This window comes from Variovorax sp. dw_954, assembly GCF_018449755.1.
GTDB lineage: Bacteria > Pseudomonadota > Gammaproteobacteria > Burkholderiales > Burkholderiaceae_C > Variovorax.
In genome coordinates, this window is sequence record NZ_JAAVVD010000022.1 from 21,870 (window position 1) to 44,748 (window position 22,879).

Annotated in this window: 21 protein-coding genes and 2 pseudogenes; 8 read left to right on the top strand and 15 right to left on the bottom strand. The window is 66.5% G+C overall.

Annotation, left to right across the window (positions count from 1 at the left end; genetic code table 11):
- The first annotated feature begins 58 nt into the window (after window positions 1-58).
- The 5 genes from HB681_RS27615 to HB681_RS27635 all read left to right on the top strand — a co-directional run bounded on the left by HB681_RS27615 (window position 59) and on the right by HB681_RS27635 (window position 5,777).
- The gene (locus HB681_RS27615; protein WP_213958079.1) at window positions 59-1,147 is read left to right on the top strand and encodes a tartrate dehydrogenase; all 1,089 of its coding nucleotides are present in this window, start codon (window positions 59-61) and stop codon (window positions 1,145-1,147) included.
- 173 nt (window positions 1,148-1,320) lie between these two features.
- Window positions 1,321-2,688 carry a dicarboxylate/amino acid:cation symporter gene (locus HB681_RS27620; RefSeq protein ID WP_345944770.1) on the top strand — a complete coding sequence of 456 codons (1,368 nt, stop codon included), beginning with the start codon at window positions 1,321-1,323 and terminating at the stop codon, window positions 2,686-2,688.
- 80 nt (window positions 2,689-2,768) lie between these two features.
- A complete protein-coding gene (locus tag HB681_RS27625; protein ID WP_213958081.1) occupies window positions 2,769-3,953 on the top strand; it encodes a glycoside hydrolase 100 family protein in 1,185 nt (394 codons plus the stop codon).
- A gap of 119 nt (window positions 3,954-4,072) precedes the next feature.
- Complete coding sequence (locus HB681_RS27630) at window positions 4,073-4,441, top strand: XRE family transcriptional regulator (RefSeq protein WP_213958082.1); 369 nt, start codon at window positions 4,073-4,075, stop codon at window positions 4,439-4,441.
- A 1-nt stretch (window position 4,442) separates the two neighbouring features.
- Window positions 4,443-5,777 carry a HipA domain-containing protein gene (locus HB681_RS27635; RefSeq protein WP_213958083.1) on the top strand — a complete coding sequence of 445 codons (1,335 nt, stop codon included), beginning with the start codon at window positions 4,443-4,445 and terminating at the stop codon, window positions 5,775-5,777.
- Between the two features lie 98 nt (window positions 5,778-5,875).
- Here HB681_RS27635 and HB681_RS27640 read toward each other — a convergent pair whose 3' ends face one another.
- The 6 genes from HB681_RS27640 to HB681_RS27665 form a co-directional block, all read right to left on the bottom strand.
- Window positions 5,876-6,505 (bottom strand): DJ-1/PfpI family protein, encoded by a 630-nt coding sequence (locus HB681_RS27640; RefSeq protein ID WP_213958084.1) that lies wholly within the window; start codon window positions 6,503-6,505, stop codon window positions 5,876-5,878.
- A 162-nt stretch (window positions 6,506-6,667) separates the two neighbouring features.
- Complete coding sequence (locus HB681_RS27645) at window positions 6,668-7,450, bottom strand: transporter (RefSeq protein ID WP_256735127.1); 783 nt, start codon at window positions 7,448-7,450, stop codon at window positions 6,668-6,670.
- Window positions 7,451-7,503: 53 nt separating this feature from the next.
- A complete protein-coding gene (locus HB681_RS27650; protein WP_213958085.1) occupies window positions 7,504-8,028 on the bottom strand; it encodes a TIGR02281 family clan AA aspartic protease in 525 nt (174 codons plus the stop codon).
- Between the two features lie 140 nt (window positions 8,029-8,168).
- Complete coding sequence (locus tag HB681_RS27655; RefSeq protein ID WP_213958086.1) at window positions 8,169-8,438, bottom strand: hypothetical protein; 270 nt, start codon at window positions 8,436-8,438, stop codon at window positions 8,169-8,171.
- Window positions 8,439-8,650: 212 nt separating this feature from the next.
- Window positions 8,651-9,403: a carbonic anhydrase family protein gene (locus tag HB681_RS27660; RefSeq protein ID WP_256735128.1), complete on the bottom strand. Its 753-nt coding sequence runs from the start codon at window positions 9,401-9,403 to the stop codon at window positions 8,651-8,653.
- Window positions 9,404-9,545: 142 nt separating this feature from the next.
- Complete coding sequence (locus HB681_RS27665) at window positions 9,546-10,625, bottom strand: helix-turn-helix domain-containing protein (protein ID WP_213958087.1); 1,080 nt, start codon at window positions 10,623-10,625, stop codon at window positions 9,546-9,548.
- A gap of 177 nt (window positions 10,626-10,802) precedes the next feature.
- Here HB681_RS27665 and HB681_RS27670 point away from each other — a divergent pair, with 177 nt between their 5' ends.
- Window positions 10,803-12,215, top strand: coding sequence for a carotenoid oxygenase family protein (locus tag HB681_RS27670; protein WP_213958088.1), 1,413 nt, complete (start codon window positions 10,803-10,805; stop codon window positions 12,213-12,215).
- 82 nt (window positions 12,216-12,297) lie between these two features.
- Here HB681_RS27670 and HB681_RS27675 read toward each other — a convergent pair.
- The 3 genes and pseudogenes from HB681_RS27675 to HB681_RS27685 all read right to left on the bottom strand — a co-directional run bounded on the left by HB681_RS27675 (window position 12,298) and on the right by HB681_RS27685 (window position 14,726).
- A pseudogene (locus HB681_RS27675) lies at window positions 12,298-13,220 on the bottom strand (3-keto-5-aminohexanoate cleavage protein).
- Window positions 13,221-13,227: 7 nt separating this feature from the next.
- Window positions 13,228-13,827: a VOC family protein gene (locus tag HB681_RS27680; protein ID WP_213958089.1), complete on the bottom strand. Its 600-nt coding sequence runs from the start codon at window positions 13,825-13,827 to the stop codon at window positions 13,228-13,230.
- The gene (locus HB681_RS27685) at window positions 13,824-14,726 is read right to left on the bottom strand and encodes a fumarylacetoacetate hydrolase family protein (RefSeq protein WP_213958090.1); all 903 of its coding nucleotides are present in this window, start codon (window positions 14,724-14,726) and stop codon (window positions 13,824-13,826) included. Before HB681_RS27685 ends, HB681_RS27680 begins: the two co-directional genes overlap by 4 nt.
- Before the next feature lie 283 nt (window positions 14,727-15,009).
- Here HB681_RS27685 and HB681_RS38410 point away from each other — a divergent pair.
- Window positions 15,010-15,102 (top strand): annotated as a pseudogene (locus tag HB681_RS38410) (LysR family transcriptional regulator); the annotation flags it as partial.
- Between the two features lie 91 nt (window positions 15,103-15,193).
- Window positions 15,194-15,886, top strand: a complete 693-nt coding sequence (locus HB681_RS27690) for a LysR substrate-binding domain-containing protein (RefSeq protein WP_345944764.1) — start codon at window positions 15,194-15,196, stop codon at window positions 15,884-15,886.
- A 137-nt stretch (window positions 15,887-16,023) separates the two neighbouring features.
- Here the strand turns inward: HB681_RS27690 and HB681_RS27695 are convergent, their stop codons facing one another.
- From HB681_RS27695 to HB681_RS27720, 6 genes are all read right to left on the bottom strand, one after another.
- Window positions 16,024-17,016, bottom strand: a complete 993-nt coding sequence (locus HB681_RS27695; RefSeq protein WP_213958091.1) for a tripartite tricarboxylate transporter substrate binding protein — start codon at window positions 17,014-17,016, stop codon at window positions 16,024-16,026.
- Window positions 17,017-17,048: 32 nt separating this feature from the next.
- On the bottom strand, window positions 17,049-18,227 hold the full coding sequence (locus HB681_RS27700; RefSeq protein ID WP_213958092.1) for an acyl-CoA dehydrogenase family protein: 1,179 nt from the start codon (window positions 18,225-18,227) through the stop codon (window positions 17,049-17,051).
- A gap of 13 nt (window positions 18,228-18,240) precedes the next feature.
- A complete protein-coding gene (locus HB681_RS27705) occupies window positions 18,241-19,443 on the bottom strand; it encodes an acetyl-CoA acetyltransferase (protein WP_213958093.1) in 1,203 nt (400 codons plus the stop codon).
- A 14-nt stretch (window positions 19,444-19,457) separates the two neighbouring features.
- Entirely contained in the window at window positions 19,458-20,915 is a 1,458-nt protein-coding gene (locus HB681_RS27710) for a 3-oxoacyl-[acyl-carrier-protein] synthase III C-terminal domain-containing protein (RefSeq protein ID WP_213958094.1), read from the bottom strand.
- Window positions 20,916-20,945: 30 nt separating this feature from the next.
- Window positions 20,946-21,830, bottom strand: coding sequence for a MaoC/PaaZ C-terminal domain-containing protein (locus tag HB681_RS27715; RefSeq protein WP_213958095.1), 885 nt, complete (start codon window positions 21,828-21,830; stop codon window positions 20,946-20,948).
- 100 nt (window positions 21,831-21,930) lie between these two features.
- A complete protein-coding gene (locus tag HB681_RS27720; protein WP_213958096.1) occupies window positions 21,931-22,845 on the bottom strand; it encodes an SDR family NAD(P)-dependent oxidoreductase in 915 nt (304 codons plus the stop codon).
- Between the last annotated feature and the right edge of the window lie 34 nt (window positions 22,846-22,879).

Genomic DNA, 22,879 nt, shown 5'->3' on the forward strand with positions numbered 1-22,879 from the left:
CAAAGGCTGTCGAGTCCATACATTCACTCCACCCCCAACCACCCCTCGGAGACACCCCATGAAGACGTACAAGATTGCAACCATCCCCGGCGACGGCATCGGCAAGGAAGTCGTGCCTGCCGGCCAGCAGGTCCTCGAAGCGCTGGCCGCGGGCAGCGGCAACTTCCGGTTCGAGTTCGAGAACTTCGACTGGGGCGGCGACTACCACCGCGCGCACGGCGTGATGATGCCGGATGATGGCCTGAACGCGCTGCGCGACAAGGACGCCATCTTGTTCGGCTCCGCCGGCGACCCGCATATCCCCGATCACATCACCCTCTGGGGCCTGCGCCTGAAGATCTGCCAGGGCTTCGACCAGTACGCCAACGTGCGCCCCACGCGCATCCTGCCCGGCATCGACGGCCCGCTCAAGCGCTGCGGCCCCGACGATCTCAACTGGGTCATCGTGCGCGAGAACTCCGAAGGCGAGTACTCGGGCGTCGGCGGTCGCGTGCACCAGGGCCATCCGATCGAAGCCGCGACCGACGTGTCGATGATGACCCGCGCCGGCGTCGAACGCATCATGCGCTTCGCCTTCAGGCTGGCGCAGTCGCGTCCCCGCAAGCTGCTGACCGTCATCACCAAGAGCAACGCGCAGCGCCATGCGATGGTGATGTGGGACGAGATCGCGCTGCAGATCTCCAGGGAGTTCCCCGACGTCAAGTGGGACAAGGAACTGGTCGACGCCTCGACCGCCCGCATGATCAACAACCCGGCCTCGCTCGACACCATCGTCGCGACCAACCTGCATGCCGACATCCTGAGCGACCTGGCCGCGGCACTGGCCGGCAGCCTGGGCATCGCGCCCACCGGCAACATCGATCCGGAGCGCCGCTACCCGTCGATGTTCGAGCCCATCCACGGCTCGGCTTTCGACATCATGGGCAAGGGCCTGGCCAATCCGGTCGGCACCTTCTGGTCGGTCGTGATGCTGCTGGAGCACCTTGGCGAGACCGAAGCAGCAGCACGCGTGATGGCCGCCATCGAGAAGGTCACGGCCGACAAGACGCTGCACACGCGCGACCTCGGCGGCAAGGCGACCACGGCCGACGTGACGAAGGCCGTGTGCGGCCAGGTGACGGCCAGCGGCCAGCGCAAGGCGGCCTGAACGCCCGCGTCCCGGGCGCCAAGCCAGGGACGCCTTCCGCCTGACCCGGGCGCCAAGGCCGGGTCGCCAACCATCCTCCACCCAGGCCGGCGCAGCGCGCCGTGCCTCGCCCCGAAGCGGCCGTTCAAGCGCCGCAGGGGCCAGCTCGCGCACCCCATCACTCCCGGAGACAAATCATGCGACGCTACCTCGGAAAACTCTACGTGCAAGTGCTCATCGGCGTGTTCGCCGGTGTGCTGCTGGGCATCTTCGCGCCCAACATGGCGAGCGACTTCAAGCCCTTCGGCGACATCTTCATCAAGCTCATCAAGATGGTCTTCGCGCCGATCATCTTCGCGACGGTGGTGCTCGGCATCGCCCGCATGGAGAACATGAAGGAGCTCGGCCGCGTCGGCTTCCGGGCGCTCATCTACTTCGAGGTGCTGTCGACCTTCGCGCTGCTGCTGGGCCTGCTGGTCGTCAACGTGTTCCAGCCCGGCCATGGCATGAACATCGACGCTACGCAGCTCGACACCAAGGCCATCGCCAGCTACACGGCAGCCGCCGCCAAGCCCGAAGGCTTCGTCGAGTTCGTGCTGCACCTGGTGCCGACCAGCATCGTCGACGCGCTGGCCAGGAACGACATCCTGCAGATCCTCGTGTTCGCGACCATGTTCGGCGTGGCGCTCTCGCACATCGGGCCGCGTGCGAAGCCGGTGGTGGACTTCCTCGATTCGTTCACGCACGCAGTGTTCTCGGTCGTCGGCATGATCATGCGGCTCGCGCCGCTGGCGGCCTTCGGGGCGATGGCCTTCACCGTCGGCAAGTACGGGCTGGGCTCGGTGCTGTCGCTGGGCAAGCTGATGGGCACGATGTACATCACCTGCTTCCTGTTCGTGACGCTGGTGCTGGGCGCGATCTCGAAGATCTCCGGCTTCAGCCTCTGGAAGTTCCTGAAGTACATCAAGGACGAACTCTTCACCGTGCTGGGCACCAGCTCATCCGAATCGGTGGTGCCGCAGCTGATGCGCAAGCTCGAGCATGCGGGCGTGTCGAAGCCGGTGGTCGGCCTGGTGGTGCCGGCCGGCCTCACCTTCAACCCCGACGGCCAGTGCATCTACTACACGATGGCCGCGATCTTCATCGCCCAGGCCACCAACACGCCGCTGACGCTGACGGACCAGTTCGTGGTGCTGGGCGTGCTGCTGCTGACCTCGAAGGGCTCTGCGGGCGTGACCGGCTCCGGCTTCATCACGCTGGCGGCGACGCTGGCCTCGATGGGCAAGATCCCGGTCGCCGGCATGGTGCTGCTGCTGGGCGTGGACCGCTTCATGTCGGAAGCGCGCGCCATCACCAACACCATCGGCAATGCGGTCGGCACCGTGGCCATCGCCCGCTGGGTCGGTGCGGTGGACCGTGACCGGCTGGCCCTGGTGCTGGATGGCAAGGGCGATCCCGAGGACCTTCACGGGCTCTACGAAGGCGACGACGACAGCAACGTGAAGCCGCTGCGTCCGCCGGCCGACGTGGCCCATCCCTCCGCTGCGCGCGTGGCGGCCTGAAGCGCATGGATGCGAAGGTCGCGATCGACTGAGCACCATCGGTGGTCGAGAATGCCCGCTGACCCTGCCGCGGCAACCTCATGACCCACCTCGACACCTCCACCCGTGCACTGATCGACACCTGCGCCCAGGCCTCGCTCGATCTCCTTGAAGCCAACCTCACGCCGCACGGCATCCTGGCCGCCAGCCGGACCGAGGCGGCGGTGGCGCGTCGCTACACGCGCATCTTCGGCCGCGACGCGGCGATCTGCGTGATGGCCATGTGCGGCAGCGGCGTGCCGGCACTGGAGCAAGGCGCGGTGGCCAGCCTCGATGCCCTGGCGGCGCAACAGGCGGCCAACGGACAGATCCCCAAGTACGTCGACCCCGAAGGCCAGGACGCCGACTTCTGGTACCTGGGCTGCATCGACGCCACCTTGTGGTGGCTGATCGCGGTGGACCACGTGCGCCGCCACGGCAGCGTCGGCCCCGCGCACTGGGGCAGCGGGGTGCGCCGTGCGATCGACTGGTTGCTGGCGCAGGAGCACCAGCACTTCCGGCTGCTGCAGCAGAACGAGGCCAGCGACTGGGCCGACATCATGCCGCGCTCGGGCTACGTGCTCTACACCAACGCGCTCTGGTATGACGTCAAGCGCCGCTTCGCGCTGGACCATGCGGACGAGACGCTCTACCACTTCAACCACCTGTTCAACCCCTTCCAGCAGGACCTGCCCGAGTACCACCGCGCCCGGCTGCTGCGCCACTATGCGCGGCGCGGCCGGCAGGACCCGGGGATGTACCTGAGCTTCGTGAATCTCTCCGTGGTCGGCGACGAGGGCGACGTGTTCGGCAACGTGCTGGCGATCCAGGGCGGACTGGCCGACGCGGACATGGCGCGCCGCATCGTCGACACCATCGCCACGGCGCACGCGAGCGAGCCCTGGCCGGTGCGCGTGGTGCTGCATCCGCTGGCGCGCGAGCACGAGCTGTGGCGGGCGTACATGGGGCGGCACCAGCAAAACATCGTGCACCAGTACCACAACGGCGGCATCTGGCCTTTCGTCGGTGGGTTCTGGGTGATGGCGCTGGCGCAGCTGGGCATGCGCGAACGGGCGTGGACGGAACTGGGGCGGCTGGCCCGGGCCAACGAGCACGGGAACTGGCGCTTCACCGAGTGGTTCCACGGCAAGACGCTGGCGCCGATGGGGATGGCGGGGCAGAGCTGGAATGCGGCGGCGTTCCTGCTGGCCAAGCGGGTGCTGGAGGGTACGGGCGCGGCTTGGTGACACGGGTCGCGGCGAAGTTGCAAAGCGGGGACTCCCGCCAGCACGTGCCGCGCCTTGGCTCAGCGAGCAAATACATATAGATATTGACGAAATTGCCATTTTCACAATAATCTATGTGTATGCCAAAGACAGCCCGAGCCCTCCTCCAACTGCCGCCGGCGACCGCAGCCGCCCTCGGCAAGCTCGGCGCTGACCTGGCCGTCGCCCGTCTACGCCGCAAGGAATCCTTGAAGACCTGGGCCAAGCGCATGGGTGTTTCCGTGCCCACGCTGCAACGGCTCGAAGCCGGCGACCCCTCCGTCGGCATCGGCATCGTTGCCACCGCGCTCTGGCTGATCCAGCGCGATGGCGAGCTGGGCAATCTCGCCGCCCCTGAGCACGACCAAGGCGCCATCGAGATGGATGTCCGGGCGGCCGTCGAACTGGGCCGCGCGCGCGCCCAGGCCTCCGCGGAAGCGCGCATGAACAGCCAGCGCGCCAAGGCCTGAGATGCGCCTGGACGACCTTTACCTCTGGTTCCTGCACGACCCGGCCGCCCCGCGCCACGTCGGTGCGCTGAAGCTGGTCTCCGCCGGCAAGGGCGTCTCGCTGCACTACGCCACGGATTGGCTCGCCAACGGCTTTGCCCTGAGCGAAGACCTGCCCCTCATCGACAGCGAATTCCTGCCGCCGGGCCGCCTGTCGGCCGATGCGCAGCGTGCGGTCGGCGCGGTCGACGACGCGCGGCCGGACCGCTGGGGCGAAAAGGTCATCCGCTTCGTCGACAAGCCCCGGCGCCTTTCCCTGATGGAGTACCTCTACTACGCGGGCGACGATCGCTTCGGCGCGCTAGGCGTCTCGACGTCCGCAAGCCAATACCTCCCGCGCGAGACGGGTCCCCTGCCCCGGATCGGGGATGCGCAGAAGCTCAGCGAAGTCGCGGCCAAGATCGAGGCGTCGGAGCCGCTGACCAAGCTGGAAGCGAAGATCATCGCCGGCGGCGGCAGTCCGCTCGGTGGCGCGAAGCCCAAGGCCCTCATCGAGATCGAAGGCCAGCAGTGGGTCATCAAGTTCTTCAACAACGAGCCCGTCGACACGCCGCTCATCGAGCATGCGACCATGACGCTTGCCGAACGCGCCGGCATCACGGTCGCCACAACACAGGTCATCCGCCTTCAGGCCGAGCACGCGATCGCCATTCGACGCTTCGACCGCGAGCGAGGCCGACGGATTCACAGCATCTCGGCGGGCACCGCCATCCGTGCGGCAACTGCGTCGGGCGCGGAACCGGAGATGGGCTATCCGGAACTGGCGCGCATCCTCCGGCGGATCGGCATTGCCCACGACGGCATCAACCTGCGCGACGCGCGCGAACTGTTTCGTCGCATGGTCTTCAACATCCTCGTCGACAACACCGACGACCACGAGAAGAACCACTCGCTGCTGGTCGCCAACCCCTTCGAGAATGGACGCCTGAAGCTGGCGCCGGCGTACGACGTCTTGCCGACGAATTCGGGGCAGGGCTTCCAGGAGTTCATCTGCGGCGCGTATGGCCGGGACTCGACGCTCGAGAACGCGATGTCGCAGTGCGATGCATTCGGCCTGCTGCCCGCGGAGGCCGCCCTCGAAGTGGCCGCGGTGATCGAGATCGTGAATGGCTGGCAGACGCACTTCGCAGCGGCCGGCGTGACGAGACGCGACATTGCGAGCCTGGCCGAACGCATCGACGGCGATGACCTGCAGATCCAACGCACCGCCTTCGATCCCAACAGCTTCAAGACCGCGCGGACCAAGTCAAAGCGTGCAAGCCCATTTCAGCGGAGCAATCCTCGCCACGAAACCTGAGGCCCGGCAGCGCAAGCTCAGGGGGCCGGTCGAAAGCCTCGCGGCCTACTCGCCACTGGGCATGGGCCACTCCACGAACGGCTACTTGCAACCCCGATTCAAGCCGTCGACTTGAGGTACGCCGGAGCCTGCACCTGGTTCTCATACGCCCCGTATCGAACGGATGAGGGGTAGTACTCTGCCGCAAACTGCACCTTTCCGGCGGCATCGTCACCGGCTGTACGGGCGATAAAGGCCAGCATGAGGTCGATGCCCGCCGAGACGCCTGCGGATGACCAGACGCCTCCGTCTTCGACGTAGCGCTGCTCGACCACCTCCACATCGCCCAGCGTGCGCAGCCGGTCGAGCGAGCCCCAGTGGGTGGTGGCTCTCTTTCCGGAAAGAAGTCCGGCGGCGTGGAGGATGAATGCGCCAGTGCAGACCGACAGCACGGCCTTGCAAGTCCTGGCTTGGGCAGAGACGAAGTCGAGCAAGTTCGGGTTGCCGACCTCAGCGCGCGTCCCTTGGCCGCCCGGAACCAACAAGTAATCGAGTGGCGGGCAGTCCGCGAACGAGCAGTGCGGATTGACGGACAAGCCCTTGGCGCATTGCACGGGCCCAGGGGACTCAGCAACGAGAAGACATCTGCCTGGGCCTTCGGCGACCTTGCTCCACATCGCGAGCATCTCCCAAGGCCCGACGAAATCAAGCTCCTCCACCTTGTCGAAGAGCAAGACGCCAAAGTTCATTGAAGCCTTTCCGGGAGCTTTCGCGCCACAGCAGACGAAGGGAGCGAAGGGCCGCCGACGGACGGCTCCAGTCTCTTTCAAATCTAGCAGTGCATGGTTTCGCGGGCAATCATCACGCCGACGTGCGAGAAGTTCAAAGGCACCGTTCCCGGCAGCGTGCGCCTACCAGAGCCGCGCCAACGGGAGTACCACGCCTGCGAAGAGCGAGGTCGTGGCAGGTCGCGGCCGCAGCGCGCGTGAAAGTCCCATGTCGAAAGTCAAGGTCTTGCTCGGACTGAAGGTCAGGGCACAGAGCAACTGAAGGCCGTTGTCCGCGCCGGCGCGGTGCGTGCCGGAGACTTCGCCGAGCATGCCCCAGTGTTTCGACAGGTTCACCGAGAACGCGCTCGCACCGCCGAGCTGCGTGCGCGAGCTTCCTGGATCGACCAGGCCCAATTGCGTGAGATTCATATTGGCGTCCATGTGAACCGGGCCGAAGTCCTGGCTGTAGATCGCGTTGACATCGTAGTCGGCCTTGCCGCTACCCAGGGGATCCTTGGCCGTCGGCAGCTTGACGTTGAACTCCAGGCCGAAAGCCGTCTCTTTGTCGACGACCCAGGCGCGCTTGAGCGTGACGTTCGTGTCGCCCACGCCTTCGAATCGACCGTCATCGCCGCGCGACCAGATGTAGGCGTCCCCGCCCACGAGCAGGCCCCATTCGTTGTTGAACGCCAGCTTGAAGAGATAGGGCAGGTTGCCGCGTCGCGACGCGCCGCCCGTGCCCTGGCCTCCCAACTCGAGCTCCAGCTGGCCCGGGAACGGCAGTTGCGCCGGAGTGGAGACCGAAGGACGGTAAGGGGTGATCTGCTCGTATTCGGTGCCTTCGTCTGCACGCCCGGTGCCGGCGAGCGTCATCGCCAGGATCGTGACCAGCATGGTGCCGGAGGCTGAGCGTGGGTGTGGCATGGTACGTGTCGTGGCGGCAGCGCAGGTCGAGCGCATTCTCTCCGGCGCAACCGCTACGGCGTCCGGGTCCGAATCACCATCTGCCGATCGTTCATCGTGACATCGAAATTCCGCAGGAAACTCTGACCCAGCAGGACTTCGCTTCCCTGCCCGGCAGTGCCCACTGCGACGGTTGCTGCCGCCACAGAAAACGATCCAACGATGACGGTGACGCCCTTGACCAGCCGGCCGGCACGGGCCCCGTTGGCCGTATTGAGCTTCGCGAGGCTTCCGCCTTGCAGATTGGCACGGCGCGCAAAGTCCTCGGAGACGGATATGTAGGTGGCGCCCATGTCGACCAGGAACATGACCGGCTGATTGTTGATGAAGCCCCTCAAGCGAAAGTGACCGTCTTGATCGACCGGGATGGTCATCACCGATGGCATGGCAGAGGACGGCCGACCCTCCCACAACTTGCATCCTCTCTGCTGGGCAACGGTCGCACTGCGGGTGTATTCATCACCGCATTTCCAGACCCGGCCCTGCGCCGAGGCGGACACCGCGCTCAAGAGCGTGACGGCAAGGAGCAAGTACTTCATCCGAGCTTCTTCTGCCCGAAGTCAGGCCGGGCGAGCACCCATGACCGGCAATCCGATGTCGCCATGGCCAGCGTGGCAATGGCGAGCGTTTCCCGAGCGACCGGCATTGCCGCTGGGCAATGCAATCGACCGATAGTCCGTCAGTACTTGGTGTCGCGCTTGTCCTGCCGACCCCCTTGCTTCGTCTCGTGCTTGTCCTGCCGGCACTGGGCGTTGCTCTTCTGGTTTTCGGCCCGGCAGTCGACCTTTTCGGAGCGCGCATCCTGTTTGGCACCCTGGTTCGTGTCCCTGCCTTGTTGGCGCTGCTGCGACTGATCGGTGGCCAGGGCGGCTCCCGACAGTGCCAGGAGTCCGGCCGTGGCCAGCATTCCGCCCGTCAGACGCCAGCGTGCGTATCTCGATTCGGCCATATGCGTTCTCCAATTTGATGGGTTTGAGACGGCGGTCGGCTGTCGCACCAAGCCGCCTTCGTATGCTCGTGCAGGGGGTCGGATGAAAAGTCCTCCTCCAGCAAGAGTGCGCCCCTATTGCCGGGGTCGCCTCATGGTGGCACCAATCACTGCCGAAGAGAACGAAATTCAGTCGAAGGTCATCATCAATTGGGTTGCAAATTGTTCGCACATCACCGCGTCGCTTCGATCGCGCGCCCGTTGAGCGGCTGCGTCGGTCGCGCATTCATCGCATAGTGCTTGCCGAAGGCGGCGATCTCGCTGCCGGCAATCCTCACCGGTGTCTTCAGCACGAACCAGCGGACATCCTCGCTGCACGGCGGCGTGGTGAGCGATCCCTCGAAGGTGTAGTAGCCCTTGTTGCCGGGCAGCAGCGCGGTGGCATCGACCATCGCATCGACATCCCGCTCGTGCTCCTTTTCCTTCGGCAGGTTCTTCCAGACAGTGTCGATCAGGGAACTGGCGCCGCCCTTGTCGAGCAGCACCGCGACCACCGCCAGCTTGCCGTCCGCGCTCTTGTGCACGAGGTGCGCGACCATGGCGTGCGCCTTGCCGCCAATCTTCTCTTCACTGGGCTTGTGGAAGTGGAATTGCACGAGTTCGTAGCGCGTGCCGCCCACCTCGATCGAACTGCCCGGTGCGTAGTTCACCTGGATCGTGTGACCGTTGTCGATCACCTTGAGCGGCGATGGCTTGTAGTCGAACCGGATCGCCGGCAAGTCCGCCACCTTGGCGCCGCGGATGTCGATGGGCGACTGGACCTTCCCGAGCTTGCAGGTGGCAAACGACGAATCGGCTTCTGCCCACTCCGCAGGTCCGAGGTGTCCGCTGTATGACCAGTGCTCATCCTCCGCCTGCACCCGGGTTGCGGCGCAAAAAAGCGTCATCGCGATAAGAAACGCAGGCACTGCTTTGATGGCATGCATATCAACTCCTTCCACGAACGCTGTCCGAAGTCGAACCGGGCGACGAAGCATAGGCCTGCGGTGCTGTATGCGGCCTGACTGCCCCTGCTGGCATCCGACCTTCATCCGCTCGCAACCCCTGCCGTCTTCCCGGTTTCCATTCTCAGCGCTGCAGCGCGCGCAGGCGGTCGTAGTAGGCGCGCGCATCCGAACTCGCTGAAAGCAGCCGGGAAGCGACCGGCGCCTGCGCCCGCGCCTCGCTCGGGCTGTGGCCGAATTGCTGCCGGAAGATGCGGCTGAAGTGGGACGGGTTGACGAAGCCGAACTCTTCGGCGATGCCGACCAGTTGTCGGGCCGCGTATTCAGGCGCGACGATGGCCGCGTAGATGCGCTTCAGCCTGCGCTCCTTGATGTAGTCGGCGACGCCGCCACGCGTCTCGAACAGGCGATACAGCGTGCTTCGCGACACCTTGAACCTGCGGCAGATCGTCGAGACCGACAGCGTCGGCTCGCCAAGGGTCGACTCGATCCAGCCGCAGATTTGCTGCATCAGCGCGTCCTCGATTGCCGGGCGCGCCCGGTCCAGCGTTTCCGGCGTCGCCAGCAGGCTCACGGCGAGGAGGCTCGCGGTCGCGACGGCGACGCCGCGCGCTTCGTCGACGGTGAGCTCCGCGAGCCGTTCCGACAGGTTCACGAGGTGGCTCACCAGCAACTGCGCGGACGCACCGCGCGGAACGACGCCGTGCAGGTCGATGTCCCTGGGCAGCACGTCGGCGAAGGCATCGCGCGGCAGGAAGACGACTATGCCCGGTCCGCCCGGCGAGTCGAAGGTCGAGGGGCGCGTCATGTCGGTCAACACCGGTTCGCAGGCGGCGAGCACCAGTCGCTTTCCATCGGCGTCGACCCGGGCGCCGGAGCGCTTCAGGTTCATGCGCAGGTGCAGGTGGTTGAACTGGTCGGCCCGTGCGAGCCGGGCCGTGCGCTTCGAGATCATCGGCGTGTAGTCGCCGGTGGACAGCACGTGAGGCCCGAGATTCCACAGCCGGGTCCGGCTGCCGAAGTCGCCTTGCGTCACGCCGTCCGGTAGCACCAATTCGTAGGAGGTCGCCGTGCGTTCCTGCCAGAGCTCGAAGCGCTCCCGGGGCGCCAGCAGGCTGGCGTCGAAAGTGATGGCCGACACGACGCGCGCCGCTTCGCCACCCTGCGAGCCGAGCCTGTCCTGGGGCGCCGATCGCTCAATCATGAGGGCCGGAGTTTCCCACCTTTGAATCAGACGGAACAGACATGGGACGCACAGTCAACGACAAGCGAAACGGTGCTTCCTAACATTCCTGAACCAGCAAGTCTTGAAACCCAGGAGGCCGAAATGATTGGCAAGTTTGACCGTGATCGTCGCGAGTTCCTGTTCAAAGGAGGTGCCATGGCGTTGTCCGTTCCCATCGGTTTGAGCGTGGCCAGCGCTCATGCATCGGTCGTGCCCGACGACAGGCCGCCCGAGTGGACCAGCCAGAACCCGTTTCTCCAGGGCGCGTTCGCGCCCGTCTTCGATGAACGGGACGACATCGACCTGCACATCGAAGGCGAATGGCCCAAGGGCCTGAACGGCGCTTTCATGCGCAACGGCCCGAACCCCGAATTCGAACCCGACGCGCACTACGGCTACCCCTTCGACGGGACCGGAATGGTGCACGCGCTGTTCGTGCAGGATGGGCGCGCGCGGTATCGCAATCGATGGGTGAGGACGAAGGAATTCGTGGAGGAGCGGGCCGCGGGCCATCGCATCTACAACTCGAGCTTTGCCGCGCCGCCCCACGCCAACCTGGCCAACACCAACATCGTTCATCACGCCGGGCGCTACCTTGCGCTGTACGAGGGCGGCTCGGCCTACCAGCTCGATGGCAACCTCAACACAGTCGGGTCCTTCGATTTCGGCGGCAGGCTGACCGGCAACATGACGGCGCATCCCAAGATCGATCCGAGGACACGGGAGTTGCTGTCGATCGAATACGACCTTCACACCGGGGCGATACTCTATGCGCGCATCTCCGCCGGGGGCGTGCTCGACCGTGCGGTGCCCTTTCAGGCGCCGTGGCCGGCGATGATCCACGACATCGCCATCACGGAGCGCCACGTCATCGCCATCTTCTGCCCCCTGGTCTTCGACTATTCCCGCAAGGGACCGCCGGCCGAGTGGGAGCCGCAGCGTGGAACGATGATCGCGCTCGTGCCGCGAGACGCAACGACGGCCGACCAGATCCAATGGATCAAGGGCCCGGCGTTCTTCAACTGGCACACGGTCAACGCATTCGAGCACGGCGATCGCATCGAAGTGGTGCTCCCGTGGTACGACGCCTTTTCCCTCACCGCGCCGTCGAAGCGACTGGAACTGCACCGGCTCGTCATCCACACCAGCACCGGCGCGGTCGAGGATCACGCACTGGACGACCAAGCCTGCGAGTTCGGGCGAATCAACGAGGCCTACCTGGGGCGGAAGGCTCGCTACGGATACGTCGGCCTGCGCGATCCCCGCCCCGGCGAGCGCTGGCAGTCAGGCGCCTTCGAATCCATCGCGCGCTATGACCTCACGACGGGCGCCAAGGTCGTGCATCGATTTCCCAAGGGCGTGACCGTCTGCGAGCCGCTTTTCGTGGCCGACCCTCATGGCCGTGGCGAAGCCGATGGGTTCATCCTGAGTTTCACGCACGAGGCGGGGAGCGCTCAGGGCAGCTTCGTGGTGCTCGATGCCCGCAATCTCGACGCGCCGCCGCTCGCGCGCATCGTGCTTCCGCGCCGGGTGCCTGCCGGCTTGCATGGGTCGTGGGTCAGCAGCTGAAGCGTGATCGGGATCGCCAGGCATGAGTCGAAAGCGCACGAGCATCGTGGCGGGCTTGCAGGCCACGATGCTCGCACCCCCGTCATGGCTCCCGGATTCCGAACGCCGGCATGGGACCCGCGCGGCGGGAAATCCCGAGATCTCCCGCGCCTCCATCGGTGTGGCCGGCTCGCCGCCCAGGTCGCGCACGATGCGCACCAGCCGCTCGATCAGCCGCTGGTTGGTCGCCAGCTCGCCGGCGGCGTAGTACAGGTTGTCCTCCAGTCCGGTGCGCACATGGCCGCCCAGCAGCACCGACTGGATGGCCGCCGGCAACTGGGCTGCACCGATGCCGCTGACGCCAAGGATCGCGCCGCGCGGGAGCAGGTCGGCCATGAACTGCAACGTCTTCGGCGCATAGGGCATCGCACCCTGAAAGCCGCGGTGTGCGTTCAGCACCAGGTTGACGAAAGGCGGCCCGTCGTCGAGCCCTTCGGACAGCAGCGTGCTCACGTCCTGCAGGATGTGGGTCGGGCTGAAGACCTCCCACTCCGGCTTGATGCCCCGTACCTTCATTGCTGCGGCCAACTCGCGGTTCTTCGACGGCGGGCTATTGAACAGGATCTCCCGGCCTTCGAAGCTGAGGTTGACGGTGGTCGCATCCAGCGTGCACATCTCGGCTCCGGCCTCGATGCCCTTGACGCGCTCGTCCCAGGCGATTTCCCAGCCGCCGCCAGGCAGCTGCCGCAGCAGATCACCATCGACGCCGCCGCCCGTAGAGTTATTGATCACGATGTCGCTGTGCGCCCGGATGCGGGTGTTGATGTCGCGGTAGATGTCGGGGTTGCAGGTCGCCTGATCGTCGGGGCGGCGGGCGTGGATGGCCGCCACCGACGCGCCGGCGTTCCAGCAATCGATCACGTCGCACGCAATCTCCCCGGGCTGCGTCGGCAGGTGCGGGTTCTGCTTCTTGCTGGCCATGCCGCCGGTGGGGGCGATGGTGATGATCACCTTGGGTGTATTCATGCGCGGCTCACTGGACCACCATGTCCCAGGGCGTGCGCCCGGGTGGCAATGACGGCCGGGCGGTGAGTGCTTCGAGCGGCTCGCCGGACTCGTAGCGCACGATCAGGTCCTCGGGATCGAAGGTCACCCCGATGAAGTTCTGTTCGTAGTTGCCACCGGCGAAGAAGGCCTCCACCTCACCGGGGAGTTCGAAGACGTCGTACTGCAGTTCCAGCCGGTTGCCATCCGGGTCCTTGTAGTAGATCGAGATGGTCGGCCCATGGTTGATCGTCCAGAACGGGCGGATACCGAGATCGGCCAGGCGCCGGTATGTGGCCAGCAACTGGCCGAGATCGCCGTAGGTGAACGCGATGTGCTCCAGGCCGGCGTGGCGATCGGCCTCGCCGTGCAGCTCGGGCCGGCTGATCAGCCCGATGCGGTGATGCTCGTCGTCGTAGGTGAGAAAGCACACCATCTCGTTCTCGAAGGAAGGGCGCGCTTCCAGCACGGTGAGGTACCACGCACGCGAGCGCTGCAGGTCGCGCGCACGCAGCACGACGTGCGCCAATTGCGTCGGGCGGATCGGGCGGGTCGAAGCGTCCGGGAGATGACGGGTCCTGGTGTTCATGCTGCTACTCCTTGGCGAATTGGCCGGTGCAGGCGCGCAAGCGGCTCGGCGACGACGCGGTTCTCGATCGCGCCGATGCCTTCGATTTCCACCCGCACCCGGTCGCCGGGCTGCAGGTAGCGCGGCGGGTGCATCAGGCCGCCCACGCCGGCCGGGCTGCCGGTCGACAGGATGTCACCCGGCATCAGGGTGAAGGCCGCGGAGAGTTCCGCCACCATTTCCTCGATGCGATGGAGCATCTCGCCGGTATGCCCGTCCTGCCTCAACTCGTCGTTGACCCAGGTGCGCAGGCGCAGCGCGTGCGGATCCGCGATCTCGTCGCGCGTCACCAGCCAGGGCCCAAGGGGGCCGTGGGTGTCGAAGGACTTGCCCAGCGTGTGGGTCGGCGACCGAAGCTGCCAGTCGCGCACGCTCATGTCATTCACGACCACATAGCCCGCGATCACCTGCATCGCATCCTCGGCCACGACGTGGCGGCAGCGCTCGCCGATGACCACGCCCAGCTCCCCTTCGTAGTCGAACTGGTGGGACGCCTGCGGCAGGTAGACGTCGTCGCAGGGGCCGGCGATGCAGGAGACCTGCTTGTTGAACCAGACCTGGCCGGGGCCGCGCACCAGGCCAAGCCGTGCGGCCTCTGCCAGGTGCGAGGGGTAGTTGCCTCCCAGGCAAAGGAACTTCTGGGGTGCCTGGATGGGTGCCTCCAGGCGGACCTGCGAGAGCGGCAGTCGAGGCGCGCCGATGGCTGCGCGCCGCGCCCATTCCATTCCTTCGGCGCCCCGCTCCAGCAACTCCCGCAGGCTGGAGGGCGCGCCTTCCTGCGTGGAGAGGTCGCCGATCAGATCGCCGTCGATCACGCCGACGCGCAGTCGGTTTTGATGGGAAAAGGTCGCGAGCTTCATGTTGTTACCCCATGGGTTACGAACTCGAGGGTGTTCACGACTGCGCCGCTCAGGCAGGGCGTCCCGGGCAGGCTGGGGTCGATTTGCAGCAGATTCATTTCGTCGTCTCTCTTGTGATTTCGATGCCTTGATGATGGTCACGCCAGGCTGTCGCAACAATCCGGCGGGCTCGAACGCAGCGTTCTGAAGATGGAACGAAGCCATGCGACGACGAAGCCCCTACGATCACGGGACTGCAGGAGCCACATCCATGGACGATCTCAATGACCTGGCGCTTTTCGCGATGGTCGTGGAGCACAAGGGATTCAGTGCCGCCAGCCGGGAAACCGGGATTCCCAAGTCACGCCTGAGCCGACGCATTTCGCGGCTCGAAGAGCGCCTGGGGACGCGCCTTCTGCAGCGCAGTTCCAGGTCGTTGAAGGTGACGCCGGTGGGCCTGCTTTTTCTACGAGCGCTGCAAGACGATCGTGACGCTGGGCGAATCTGCACACGAGGTCGTGCAGGAGGCACTCGCGCAGCCCCAGGGCCTGATCCGGGTGAGCTGCCCGATCTCCCTGGCGCAGATCTGGCTGACCTCGCTGCTGCCGGTCTTCATGAACCGCTATCCGAGCGTGCGCGTCGCGCTGACCGTCACCAACCGGCGAGTGGACCCGTTGGAGGAGTCGATGGACGTCGTGGTGCGCGTCCGGCGCCCGCCGTTCGACGATTCCAGTCTGGTGGTTCGCCCGCTCGGCAAGGTGGTCGATGTCCTGGTGGCGAGCCCGGGCCTCCTGGAGAAGCATGGCGAACCGTCCGGCCCGCAGGCGTTGTCGGCTTGGCCGACCCTGTCGCTGCCTGCGGCCGGCGACGTCGCATCCTGGCGCCTGCGCAACGGCAAGGCGGTCGAGGAATTCGTGCACCGGCCCCGGCTGCTGACCGACGACATGATGGCGCTCAAGAATGCGGCGACGGATGGCATCGGCATTGCACTGCTGCCCGAGATGCTCTGCGCCAATGAGATTCAGGCCGGCACGCTTCGTGTCGTGCTGCCGGCGTGGTCCTGCGACACCGGAGAGGTCCAGGCGGTATTCCCGACCCGGCGCGGCATCCTGCCGTCGGTGCGAGCGTTCATCGACTTCCTCGCCGAGCACCCCGCGGCTGCCAGCCCTCGGGGGCGGTGATCCATCGCGGAACCTTGGGATGCAATACGTCCGTCGGGCGCAAGCAGCGGACCACAGGTCTCGGCGGCGCGAGGGAAGTCGAGGTCTGCAACCCGGCGTGCAGGTTGGCGCGATGCGCCCATGGCCAACCTTGCGCCCTACGCCTCCTCCGCCGGGATCTTCGCCAGCTTCACCGCCTTCCCCCAAGCCACATACTGCTGCCGCAGGAAGCCGCCAAACTCCTCCGGCGTGCTGCCTTGCGCCAGCAATCCGTACTTGTCGCACTGCGCCACGAAATCCGGGTTGGCAATCACCGCGCGCAGGTCGCGCGACAGCCCGGCGAGGACGGACTTCGGCATGCCGGCCGGCGCCACGAAGCCGCCCCATGGCGAGATGTCGACCAGCGGGTAGCCCGCTTCCGCAATGGTCGGCACTTCGGGCATCACGCTGCTGCGCCGCGGCAGCAGCACGGCCACCGGTCGCGTGCGACCGTCCTTGAGCAGCGCGGGCGTCACTGCCGGCGTCGCCCACGAGATCTGGATGCGGCCGCCGATGAGGTCGGTGGTCATCTGGCCTTCGCCCTTGTACGGCGAGCGGATCATCTCGACGCCGGCGTTGGCCATCAACTGCTCGGTCGCCATGATCGACGCAGAGTTGCCGCCGCCGTAGGCGTACTTGCCGGGGTTGGCCTTGACGTGTGCGAGCACGTCAGAGAGGTTCTTGCCCGGGATGCTCTCGTGCACCATCAGGAAGAACGTGAACGTCACGAACGAGGTCAGCGGCGTGAAGTCTTCGAGCGTGTAGCCCGGCGCACGGCGGATGTGCGGCACGTACGACAGCGCGCTCGATGTCGCAAGGCAGATCGTGTGGCCGTCGGGCTTGCTGCGCAGCAACTCCTGCAGCGCGAGCGCGCCGTCGGCACCGGCCTTGTTCTCCACCACCACGGGTTGGTGGATGGCTTCCTGGAATTTCACCGCCAACTGGCGTGCCGCGACGTCGGCGCCACCGCCCGCCGCAAAGGGCACGAGCAGGCGCACCGGCTTGGACGCCCAGTCGGATTGCGCCAGGGCCAGCCCCGACAGGCCCAACTGGGCGACGCCGGCCAGCAGGAGGTCGCGCCGGGAAAGGCGCAAGCCGTTGATGTCTCTCATGTCTCGTCCCGTCTTCTTTGGTGGTGTCGCGGTCAGCCCAGCGCCTGGCTTTCCATGCTGCGCGCGATGAGCTCCTTCATCACCTCGTTGCTGCCGCCATAGATGCGGCCCACGCGCGCGTCGGCGTACATGCGGGCGATGGGGTACTCGTTCATGTAGCCGTAGCCGCCGAAGAACTGCAGGCATTCGTCGATGACCTTGCACAGCGTGTCGCTGACCCACCACTTGGCCATGGCCGAGGTCGGCAAATCAAGCTCGCCCTTCATCGCGCGCAGCACGCAGTCGTCGACGAAGCTCTGCGCGATGGTGGCGTGGGTCTGGCATTCGGCCAGCTTGAAGCGCGTGTTCTGCATCTTCATCAGGGTCTCGCCGAAGACCTTGCGCTGGGTGACGTACGCCATCGTCTCCTGCACCGCGCGCTGCATCGTGGCGACGCCGCCGGTGGCGACGATGAGGCGTTCGCGCGGCAACTGGTTCATGAGTTGCGCGAAGCCCTTGCCCTCTTCCGTGCCCAGCAACTGCTCGCAAGGCACGCGCATGTCGTCGAAGAAGAGTTCGCAGGTATCGATGCTGTGCTGGCCGATCTTGTCGTGCAGCTTGCCGCGCCGGAAGCCCTGCTGGTCCTTTGTTTCGACGACGACGATCGACAGGCCCTTGCCGCCCTTCTCCGCGCCGGTGCGCGCCACCACGCAGACCAGGTCGGCATGCCAGCCGTTGGTGATGAAGACCTTGCTGCCGTTGATGACGTAGTGGTCCCCATTGGCCGAAGTCTCGCGCCGTGCGCTGGTGCGCAGCGCCTGCAGATCGGTGCCTGCGCCGGGCTCGGTCATGGCGATGGCCGCGACCATTTCGCCGGTCGCCATCTTCGGCAGCCAGCGGCGCTTCTGCGCCTCGGTGCCGAACTGCAGGATGTAGTGCGCGACGATGCCCGAATGCACGTTGTTGGAGCCGCCGCCGACCAGCGCGTCCATCTGCGACCGGAGGATCACCGCTTCATGCCGGAAGTCGCCGCCGCCGCCGCCGTATTCCTCGGGGATGCTGACGCACAGCAGGCCGGCCGCGCCGAGCTTGTTCCAGTAGCCGCGGTCGGCCAGGTGCTCGGCCCGCCAGCGCTGCTCGTTGGGCACCGCTTCGCGCTCGAAGAAGCGCGCGGCGTTGTCGGCCAGCAGCGCCAGGTCTTCCGTCATCCAGGGGGAGGGGCGTCGTTGCATGTGTGCTCTCGGTTCAAGCGCCGTATGCGCCGACGATGGTGACGGACGAGACGTTCTGGCTCGGGAATCCACCCAGGTTGTGCGTCATGCCGAAGGTCGGGTTGGCACGCTGGCGCGCACCGGCGCGGCCGCCGAGTTGCAGGTACATCTCGTAGATCATGCGCAGGCCTGACGCGCCGATCGGATGGCCGAAGCACTTCAGGCCGCCGTCGATCTGGCACGGCACCTTGCCGTCGGCGTCATAGAAGCCGTCGAGCACGTCGCGGATAGCGGTGCCCTCGTCCGACAGCAGCAGGTCTTCCATCGTCACCAGTTCGGTCACGGAGAAGCAGTCGTGCACATCGACCAGCGAGACCTGCTCGCGCGGCTTCGTGATGCCGGCTTCCTTGTACGCGCGGGCGGCGGCGACGCGGGTTGTCGCGAAGTACGAGCCATCCCATTTGCCGAGCTGCGCTTCCTCGCCGTTCGACACCGCGAGTTGCAGCGCCTTCACCGCGACCAGGTCCTTCTTGCCGAGGCTGCGCGCGATCTCGGGCGTGGTGACGATGGCGCAGGCCGATCCATCGGAGACGCCGCAGCAGTCGTACAGGCCCAGCGGGTCGGCGATCATCGGCGCGTTGAGCACGTCCTGTTCGCTGATCGCGTTGCGCAAGTGCGCCTTGTCGTTCTTCGCTGCGTTGGCATGGCTCTTGACCGAGATGTGCGCCATCGCGCGCTTCAGGTCGCCGGCATCGACGCCATGCTTCGCCCGGTAGGCGCTCGCGAGTTGCGCGAACGAACCCGGCGCAGAGATGTTCGCCCAGTGCAGGTTGTTGAGCGCGCCGCGTCCGCGTTGCGGCAGGCCGCCGTAGCCGGTGTCCTTGAGCTTTTCCACGCCGAGCGCGAGCGCGATGTCAGCCGCGCCCGAGGCGACCGCGTAGCACGCGCCCCTGAAGGCCTCGGTGCCGGTGGCGCAGTAGTTCTCGACGCGCGACACGGGGATGTACGGCAGCCGCAGCGTCATCGCGAGCGGCACCGACGACAGGCCGACGTGCTGCTCGCCAATCGCCGTGCCGAGCCATGCGGCCTCGATGCGGTCGCGCGTGATGCCGGCGTCCGTCAGCGCTTCCTCGAAGGCCTCGACCATGAGGTCTTCCGCGTTGCAGTCCCAGCGCTCGCCGAAGCGCGAGCAGCCCATGCCGAGGACGACGACCTTGTCTTTGATTCCGGTGGCCATGTGTGCTCCTTGTGTCAGCTTTGCGCGGGCGCGGCTTGCATCACCGGCTGCGCTTTCCAGAAATAACGTTGGAAGCCGCGCGCGGCGTCCACATCCTTGATGCGGAAGGCCATGCGCATCGGCGTGCCGACGTCGACCGTGGCCACGTCGGTGAAGTCGGCCATCATCCGCCCGCCCTCGTCGAACTGCACCATGCCGTACCAGGCCGGCGGATCGGGGCTGTAGGTGAGCTGGTCGGCGGTGTACGAAAGCACCCTGGCGCGCGATTCGGCGAAGGGGTGGTCGTCCTGGCTGTCGAGCGCCTTGCAGCTTGGCTCGACGCAGTAGCGTTGCTGGGGGTACTGCACCGTGCCGCAGCTTCGGCACTTGCCGCCGATGAGGCTCAGCAGCGCGTCGCGGTTGCGGTAGGCGGTGCTTTGCGGCGTGAGCTTGTCGGCCTCGGCGCGCATGCCGCGCTCGACGTCGACGAGGCCGTTGATGGTGAGGTAGCGCATGTAGTTGCCGTCCTCGCTGCGGCGCGCGAGTGCGGCGCTGACGCTGCCGCCTGTTGCGCGTTGCGCGATGGCGGGCGTCGCTTCGAGCACCAGCGCATCGCAGCCCTGGCCGAAGGCGGCGACGACGATGATGTCGCCGGGCTTCGCGCCTTCGAGTGCGTGCGCGAGCATCAGCATTGCGTGCGCCGCGCCGGTGTCTCCGCAGGTGGCGGCGAAGTTGTCGCGCACAGCGCTGTCGGGGATGCCGACCTTCTTGGCCACGCCGGCCCCCACGCGCGACAGCGTGCAGGGCATGCAGAAGTGCGCCACGGCCGAGGCTTCGACGCCCGCGGCCTGCAAGGCGGCCTTGACGGCCGCAGGCACGATCTTGAAGTAGCCCTCGTCGCGGATCCAGCGCTCTTCCCAGGCGTAGTCATGCGACTGGTCGTGCATGCGGTACTGGTGCACGAAGTCGACCGTGTGGCTGTGCGCTGCGCGCAACTTGGCGATGGGCGTGCCGCTGCCGACGAGCATCGCGGCTGCGCCGTCGCCGTACGCCATCTCCTGCGTGCTGGCGGCCTTGGCCTGGCGCTTGTCAGCAGCCATCACCAGGGTCTGGCCGATGCCTTGCAGCGCCTGGATCAGCGCCGAGGTGCCGGCGCGCATGCTGCCGCCCGCATCCTGCGCGCCCACGTTGTCGGCCAGGCCCAATGCGCCGGTTGCCACGCCGGCATTGAGCCGGTCGGCGAAAGGGTGCGTCGTCGATGCGAGTACGGCGTGGGTGATCTTCGAGCGGTCGAAGCCGGCGAGGCCATCGCGTGCGGCTTCGATGCCCATCGTGATCGCGTCTTCGTCCCAGTTGGCGATGGCGCGCTCGCCCTTCGCCTGGCCTTTGAGGCCCGGGTTGAACCAGGTGTTGGCAGAGGCGATGGCCTTGCGCTGGAGGCGCCGCCATGGGAGGTAGGCGCCGAATGAAAGGATGCCGCGGTCCTGCGTCATGCTGGGTCTTTCGTGTTGGAGAAAAAAAGTTCAGGTGCCGATGTCGGCGGTGCCGTGCGACAGCACGACCACATCGCGTTCGAGCGAGCGCGCGCGGAACTGCACGCGGGCGCCGTCTCGCCAGATCTCGGTGCGCAGGGTCTCGCCGGGGTACATCGGGCTCGCAAAGCGCAGACCGATGGAACGCAGCCGCGCCGGGTCGTAGTCGCAGCAGGTGCGCAAGATCGCGTGGCCCGCCACGCCAAAGCTGGCCAGGCCGTGCAGGATCGGCTGCTTGAAGCCGGCCGCGCGCGCCACGGCCGGGTCGGCATGCAGCGGGTTGAGGTCCGCGCACAGGCGGTAGAGCAAGGCGGCCTGCGGCATGGTCGGCAGGTCGCACACGATGTCGGGGGCGCGGTCGGGCGTGGCGGGCTTGGCCTTGGGCGCGGGGTCGCCGCCGGCGGGGCCGTTGCCGGGCGTTTCGGAGAAACCGCCATCGCCGCGGCAGAAGGTCAGGCCTTCCAGCGTGGCCAGCAGGGCGCCAGTGGCCTTGTCATGCAGCGTGCGTTCGGCCACGAGTAGCGCGCCCTTGTCGCGCCCCTTGTCGACGATGGACGTGACTTTCAGGCGGCCCACCACGGTGGCACCCACCGGGATGGGTTGGTGGATCGTCAGGCTCTGCTCGCCGTGCAGCACCTTCACCCAATCCACGCCCGAGTCAGGCTCCTTGAGCCAGAAGCCCGGCGTGGCCAACACCACCGGCATGGTGGGCGCGGCACGCATCTGCTGCTCGTAGACGAAGGGCAACTGCCGCTCGTCCAGCGGGTCGTGGCCGAAGCCGACGCCCAGGGCGTAGAGGGCGCTGTCTTTCCAGGTGTACGTCTGCTCGATGTCGGGGAAGACGCGGTTGCGTAGCTTTTGGTAATCGATGGGCATGGGCTCGATGGCGCGGATGAAGTGGGCGTATGGAGTGCGAGCGCCGCGGCCCCTCACCCCGGCCCTCTCCCGGAGGGAGAGGGAGAAAGAGTGGATGGGATCAGATCGGGTCCCAGCAGAACACATCGGCGCTGCGTTCCAGCGGCGTGAAGCCCGCCTTCAATGCCGGCATCGCATGGTCCGCCACCGTCTGCGGCGTCCAGCCTTCGCCGCGGTGCACCCCGCGCATCGGACGGATCTGGTTGAACAGGAAGATCTCGTTGGCGCGCACGGTGAAGATCTGGCCCGACACCTCCTTGGCCGCGTCCGAGCACAGGTACACGACCAGCGGCGCGATCTTGTTCGTCTCCATGCGCTTCATGCGCTCGACGCGCTGCTTCTCTTCCGGCGTCTCGGTCGGGATGGTGCCGATCAGGCGGCTCCACGCAAACGGCGCGATGCAGTTGGAGCGCACGTTGTAGCGCTGCATGTCGAGCGCGATGTTGCGCGACAGGCCGACGATGCCGAGCTTGGCCGCCGCGTAGTTGACCTGGCCGAAGTTGCCGATCAGCCCCGAGGTCGAGGTCATGTGCAGGTAGGCGCCGCTGCCCTGTTCCTTGAAGTGGTTGGCGGCTGCACGCGCCACGTAGAAGCTGCCGTTGAGGTGCACGTCGATGACCGCTTTCCACTCCTCCGGGCTCATGCGGAAGAACATGCGATCCCGCAGGATGCCGGCGTTGTTGACCACGCCGTCGATGCGGCCGAAGTGGTCGAGCGCGGTCTGCACGATGCGGTTGGCCGCGTTCCATTCCGACACGCTCTCGGTGCTGGCCACCGCCTCGCCGCCGGCCGCGCGGATCTCGTTGACCACCGCCTGCGCCGGGCCGGCATCGCTGCCCTCGCCGCTGCCGCTGGTGCCCAGGTCGTTGACCACCACCTTGGCGCCTTCGGCCGCCATCGCCAGCGCAATGTCGCGCCCGATGCCGTTGCCTGCACCGGTCACCACGACGACCTTGTTCTCCATCATGTTTGCCATGTCGAGTCTCCTGATATTGCGTTATTTCGGGACG

What these genes read in the sequence shown, in the direction of transcription:
- HB681_RS27615 (WP_213958079.1), top strand. Translation starts at nt 59, where the DNA reads ATGAAGACGTACAAGATTGCAACCATCCCCGGCGACGGCATCGGCAAG.
- HB681_RS27625 (WP_213958081.1), top strand. Translation starts at nt 2,769, where the DNA reads ATGACCCACCTCGACACCTCCACCCGTGCACTGATCGACACCTGCGCC.
- HB681_RS27630 (WP_213958082.1), top strand. Translation starts at nt 4,073, where the DNA reads ATGCCAAAGACAGCCCGAGCCCTCCTCCAACTGCCGCCGGCGACCGCA.
- HB681_RS27635 (WP_213958083.1), top strand. Translation starts at nt 4,443, where the DNA reads ATGCGCCTGGACGACCTTTACCTCTGGTTCCTGCACGACCCGGCCGCC.
- HB681_RS27640 (WP_213958084.1), bottom strand. Translation starts at nt 6,505, where the DNA reads ATGAACTTTGGCGTCTTGCTCTTCGACAAGGTGGAGGAGCTTGATTTC.
- HB681_RS27645 (WP_256735127.1), bottom strand. Translation starts at nt 7,450, where the DNA reads ATGCCACACCCACGCTCAGCCTCCGGCACCATGCTGGTCACGATCCTG.
- HB681_RS27650 (WP_213958085.1), bottom strand. Translation starts at nt 8,028, where the DNA reads ATGAAGTACTTGCTCCTTGCCGTCACGCTCTTGAGCGCGGTGTCCGCC.
- HB681_RS27655 (WP_213958086.1), bottom strand. Translation starts at nt 8,438, where the DNA reads ATGGCCGAATCGAGATACGCACGCTGGCGTCTGACGGGCGGAATGCTG.
- HB681_RS27660 (WP_256735128.1), bottom strand. Translation starts at nt 9,403, where the DNA reads ATGCATGCCATCAAAGCAGTGCCTGCGTTTCTTATCGCGATGACGCTT.
- HB681_RS27665 (WP_213958087.1), bottom strand. Translation starts at nt 10,625, where the DNA reads ATGATTGAGCGATCGGCGCCCCAGGACAGGCTCGGCTCGCAGGGTGGC.
- HB681_RS27670 (WP_213958088.1), top strand. Translation starts at nt 10,803, where the DNA reads ATGGCGTTGTCCGTTCCCATCGGTTTGAGCGTGGCCAGCGCTCATGCA.
- HB681_RS27680 (WP_213958089.1), bottom strand. Translation starts at nt 13,827, where the DNA reads ATGAACACCAGGACCCGTCATCTCCCGGACGCTTCGACCCGCCCGATC.
- HB681_RS27685 (WP_213958090.1), bottom strand. Translation starts at nt 14,726, where the DNA reads ATGAAGCTCGCGACCTTTTCCCATCAAAACCGACTGCGCGTCGGCGTG.
- HB681_RS27695 (WP_213958091.1), bottom strand. Translation starts at nt 17,016, where the DNA reads ATGAGAGACATCAACGGCTTGCGCCTTTCCCGGCGCGACCTCCTGCTG.
- HB681_RS27700 (WP_213958092.1), bottom strand. Translation starts at nt 18,227, where the DNA reads ATGCAACGACGCCCCTCCCCCTGGATGACGGAAGACCTGGCGCTGCTG.
- HB681_RS27705 (WP_213958093.1), bottom strand. Translation starts at nt 19,443, where the DNA reads ATGGCCACCGGAATCAAAGACAAGGTCGTCGTCCTCGGCATGGGCTGC.
- HB681_RS27710 (WP_213958094.1), bottom strand. Translation starts at nt 20,915, where the DNA reads ATGACGCAGGACCGCGGCATCCTTTCATTCGGCGCCTACCTCCCATGG.
- HB681_RS27715 (WP_213958095.1), bottom strand. Translation starts at nt 21,830, where the DNA reads ATGCCCATCGATTACCAAAAGCTACGCAACCGCGTCTTCCCCGACATC.
- HB681_RS27720 (WP_213958096.1), bottom strand. Translation starts at nt 22,845, where the DNA reads ATGGCAAACATGATGGAGAACAAGGTCGTCGTGGTGACCGGTGCAGGC.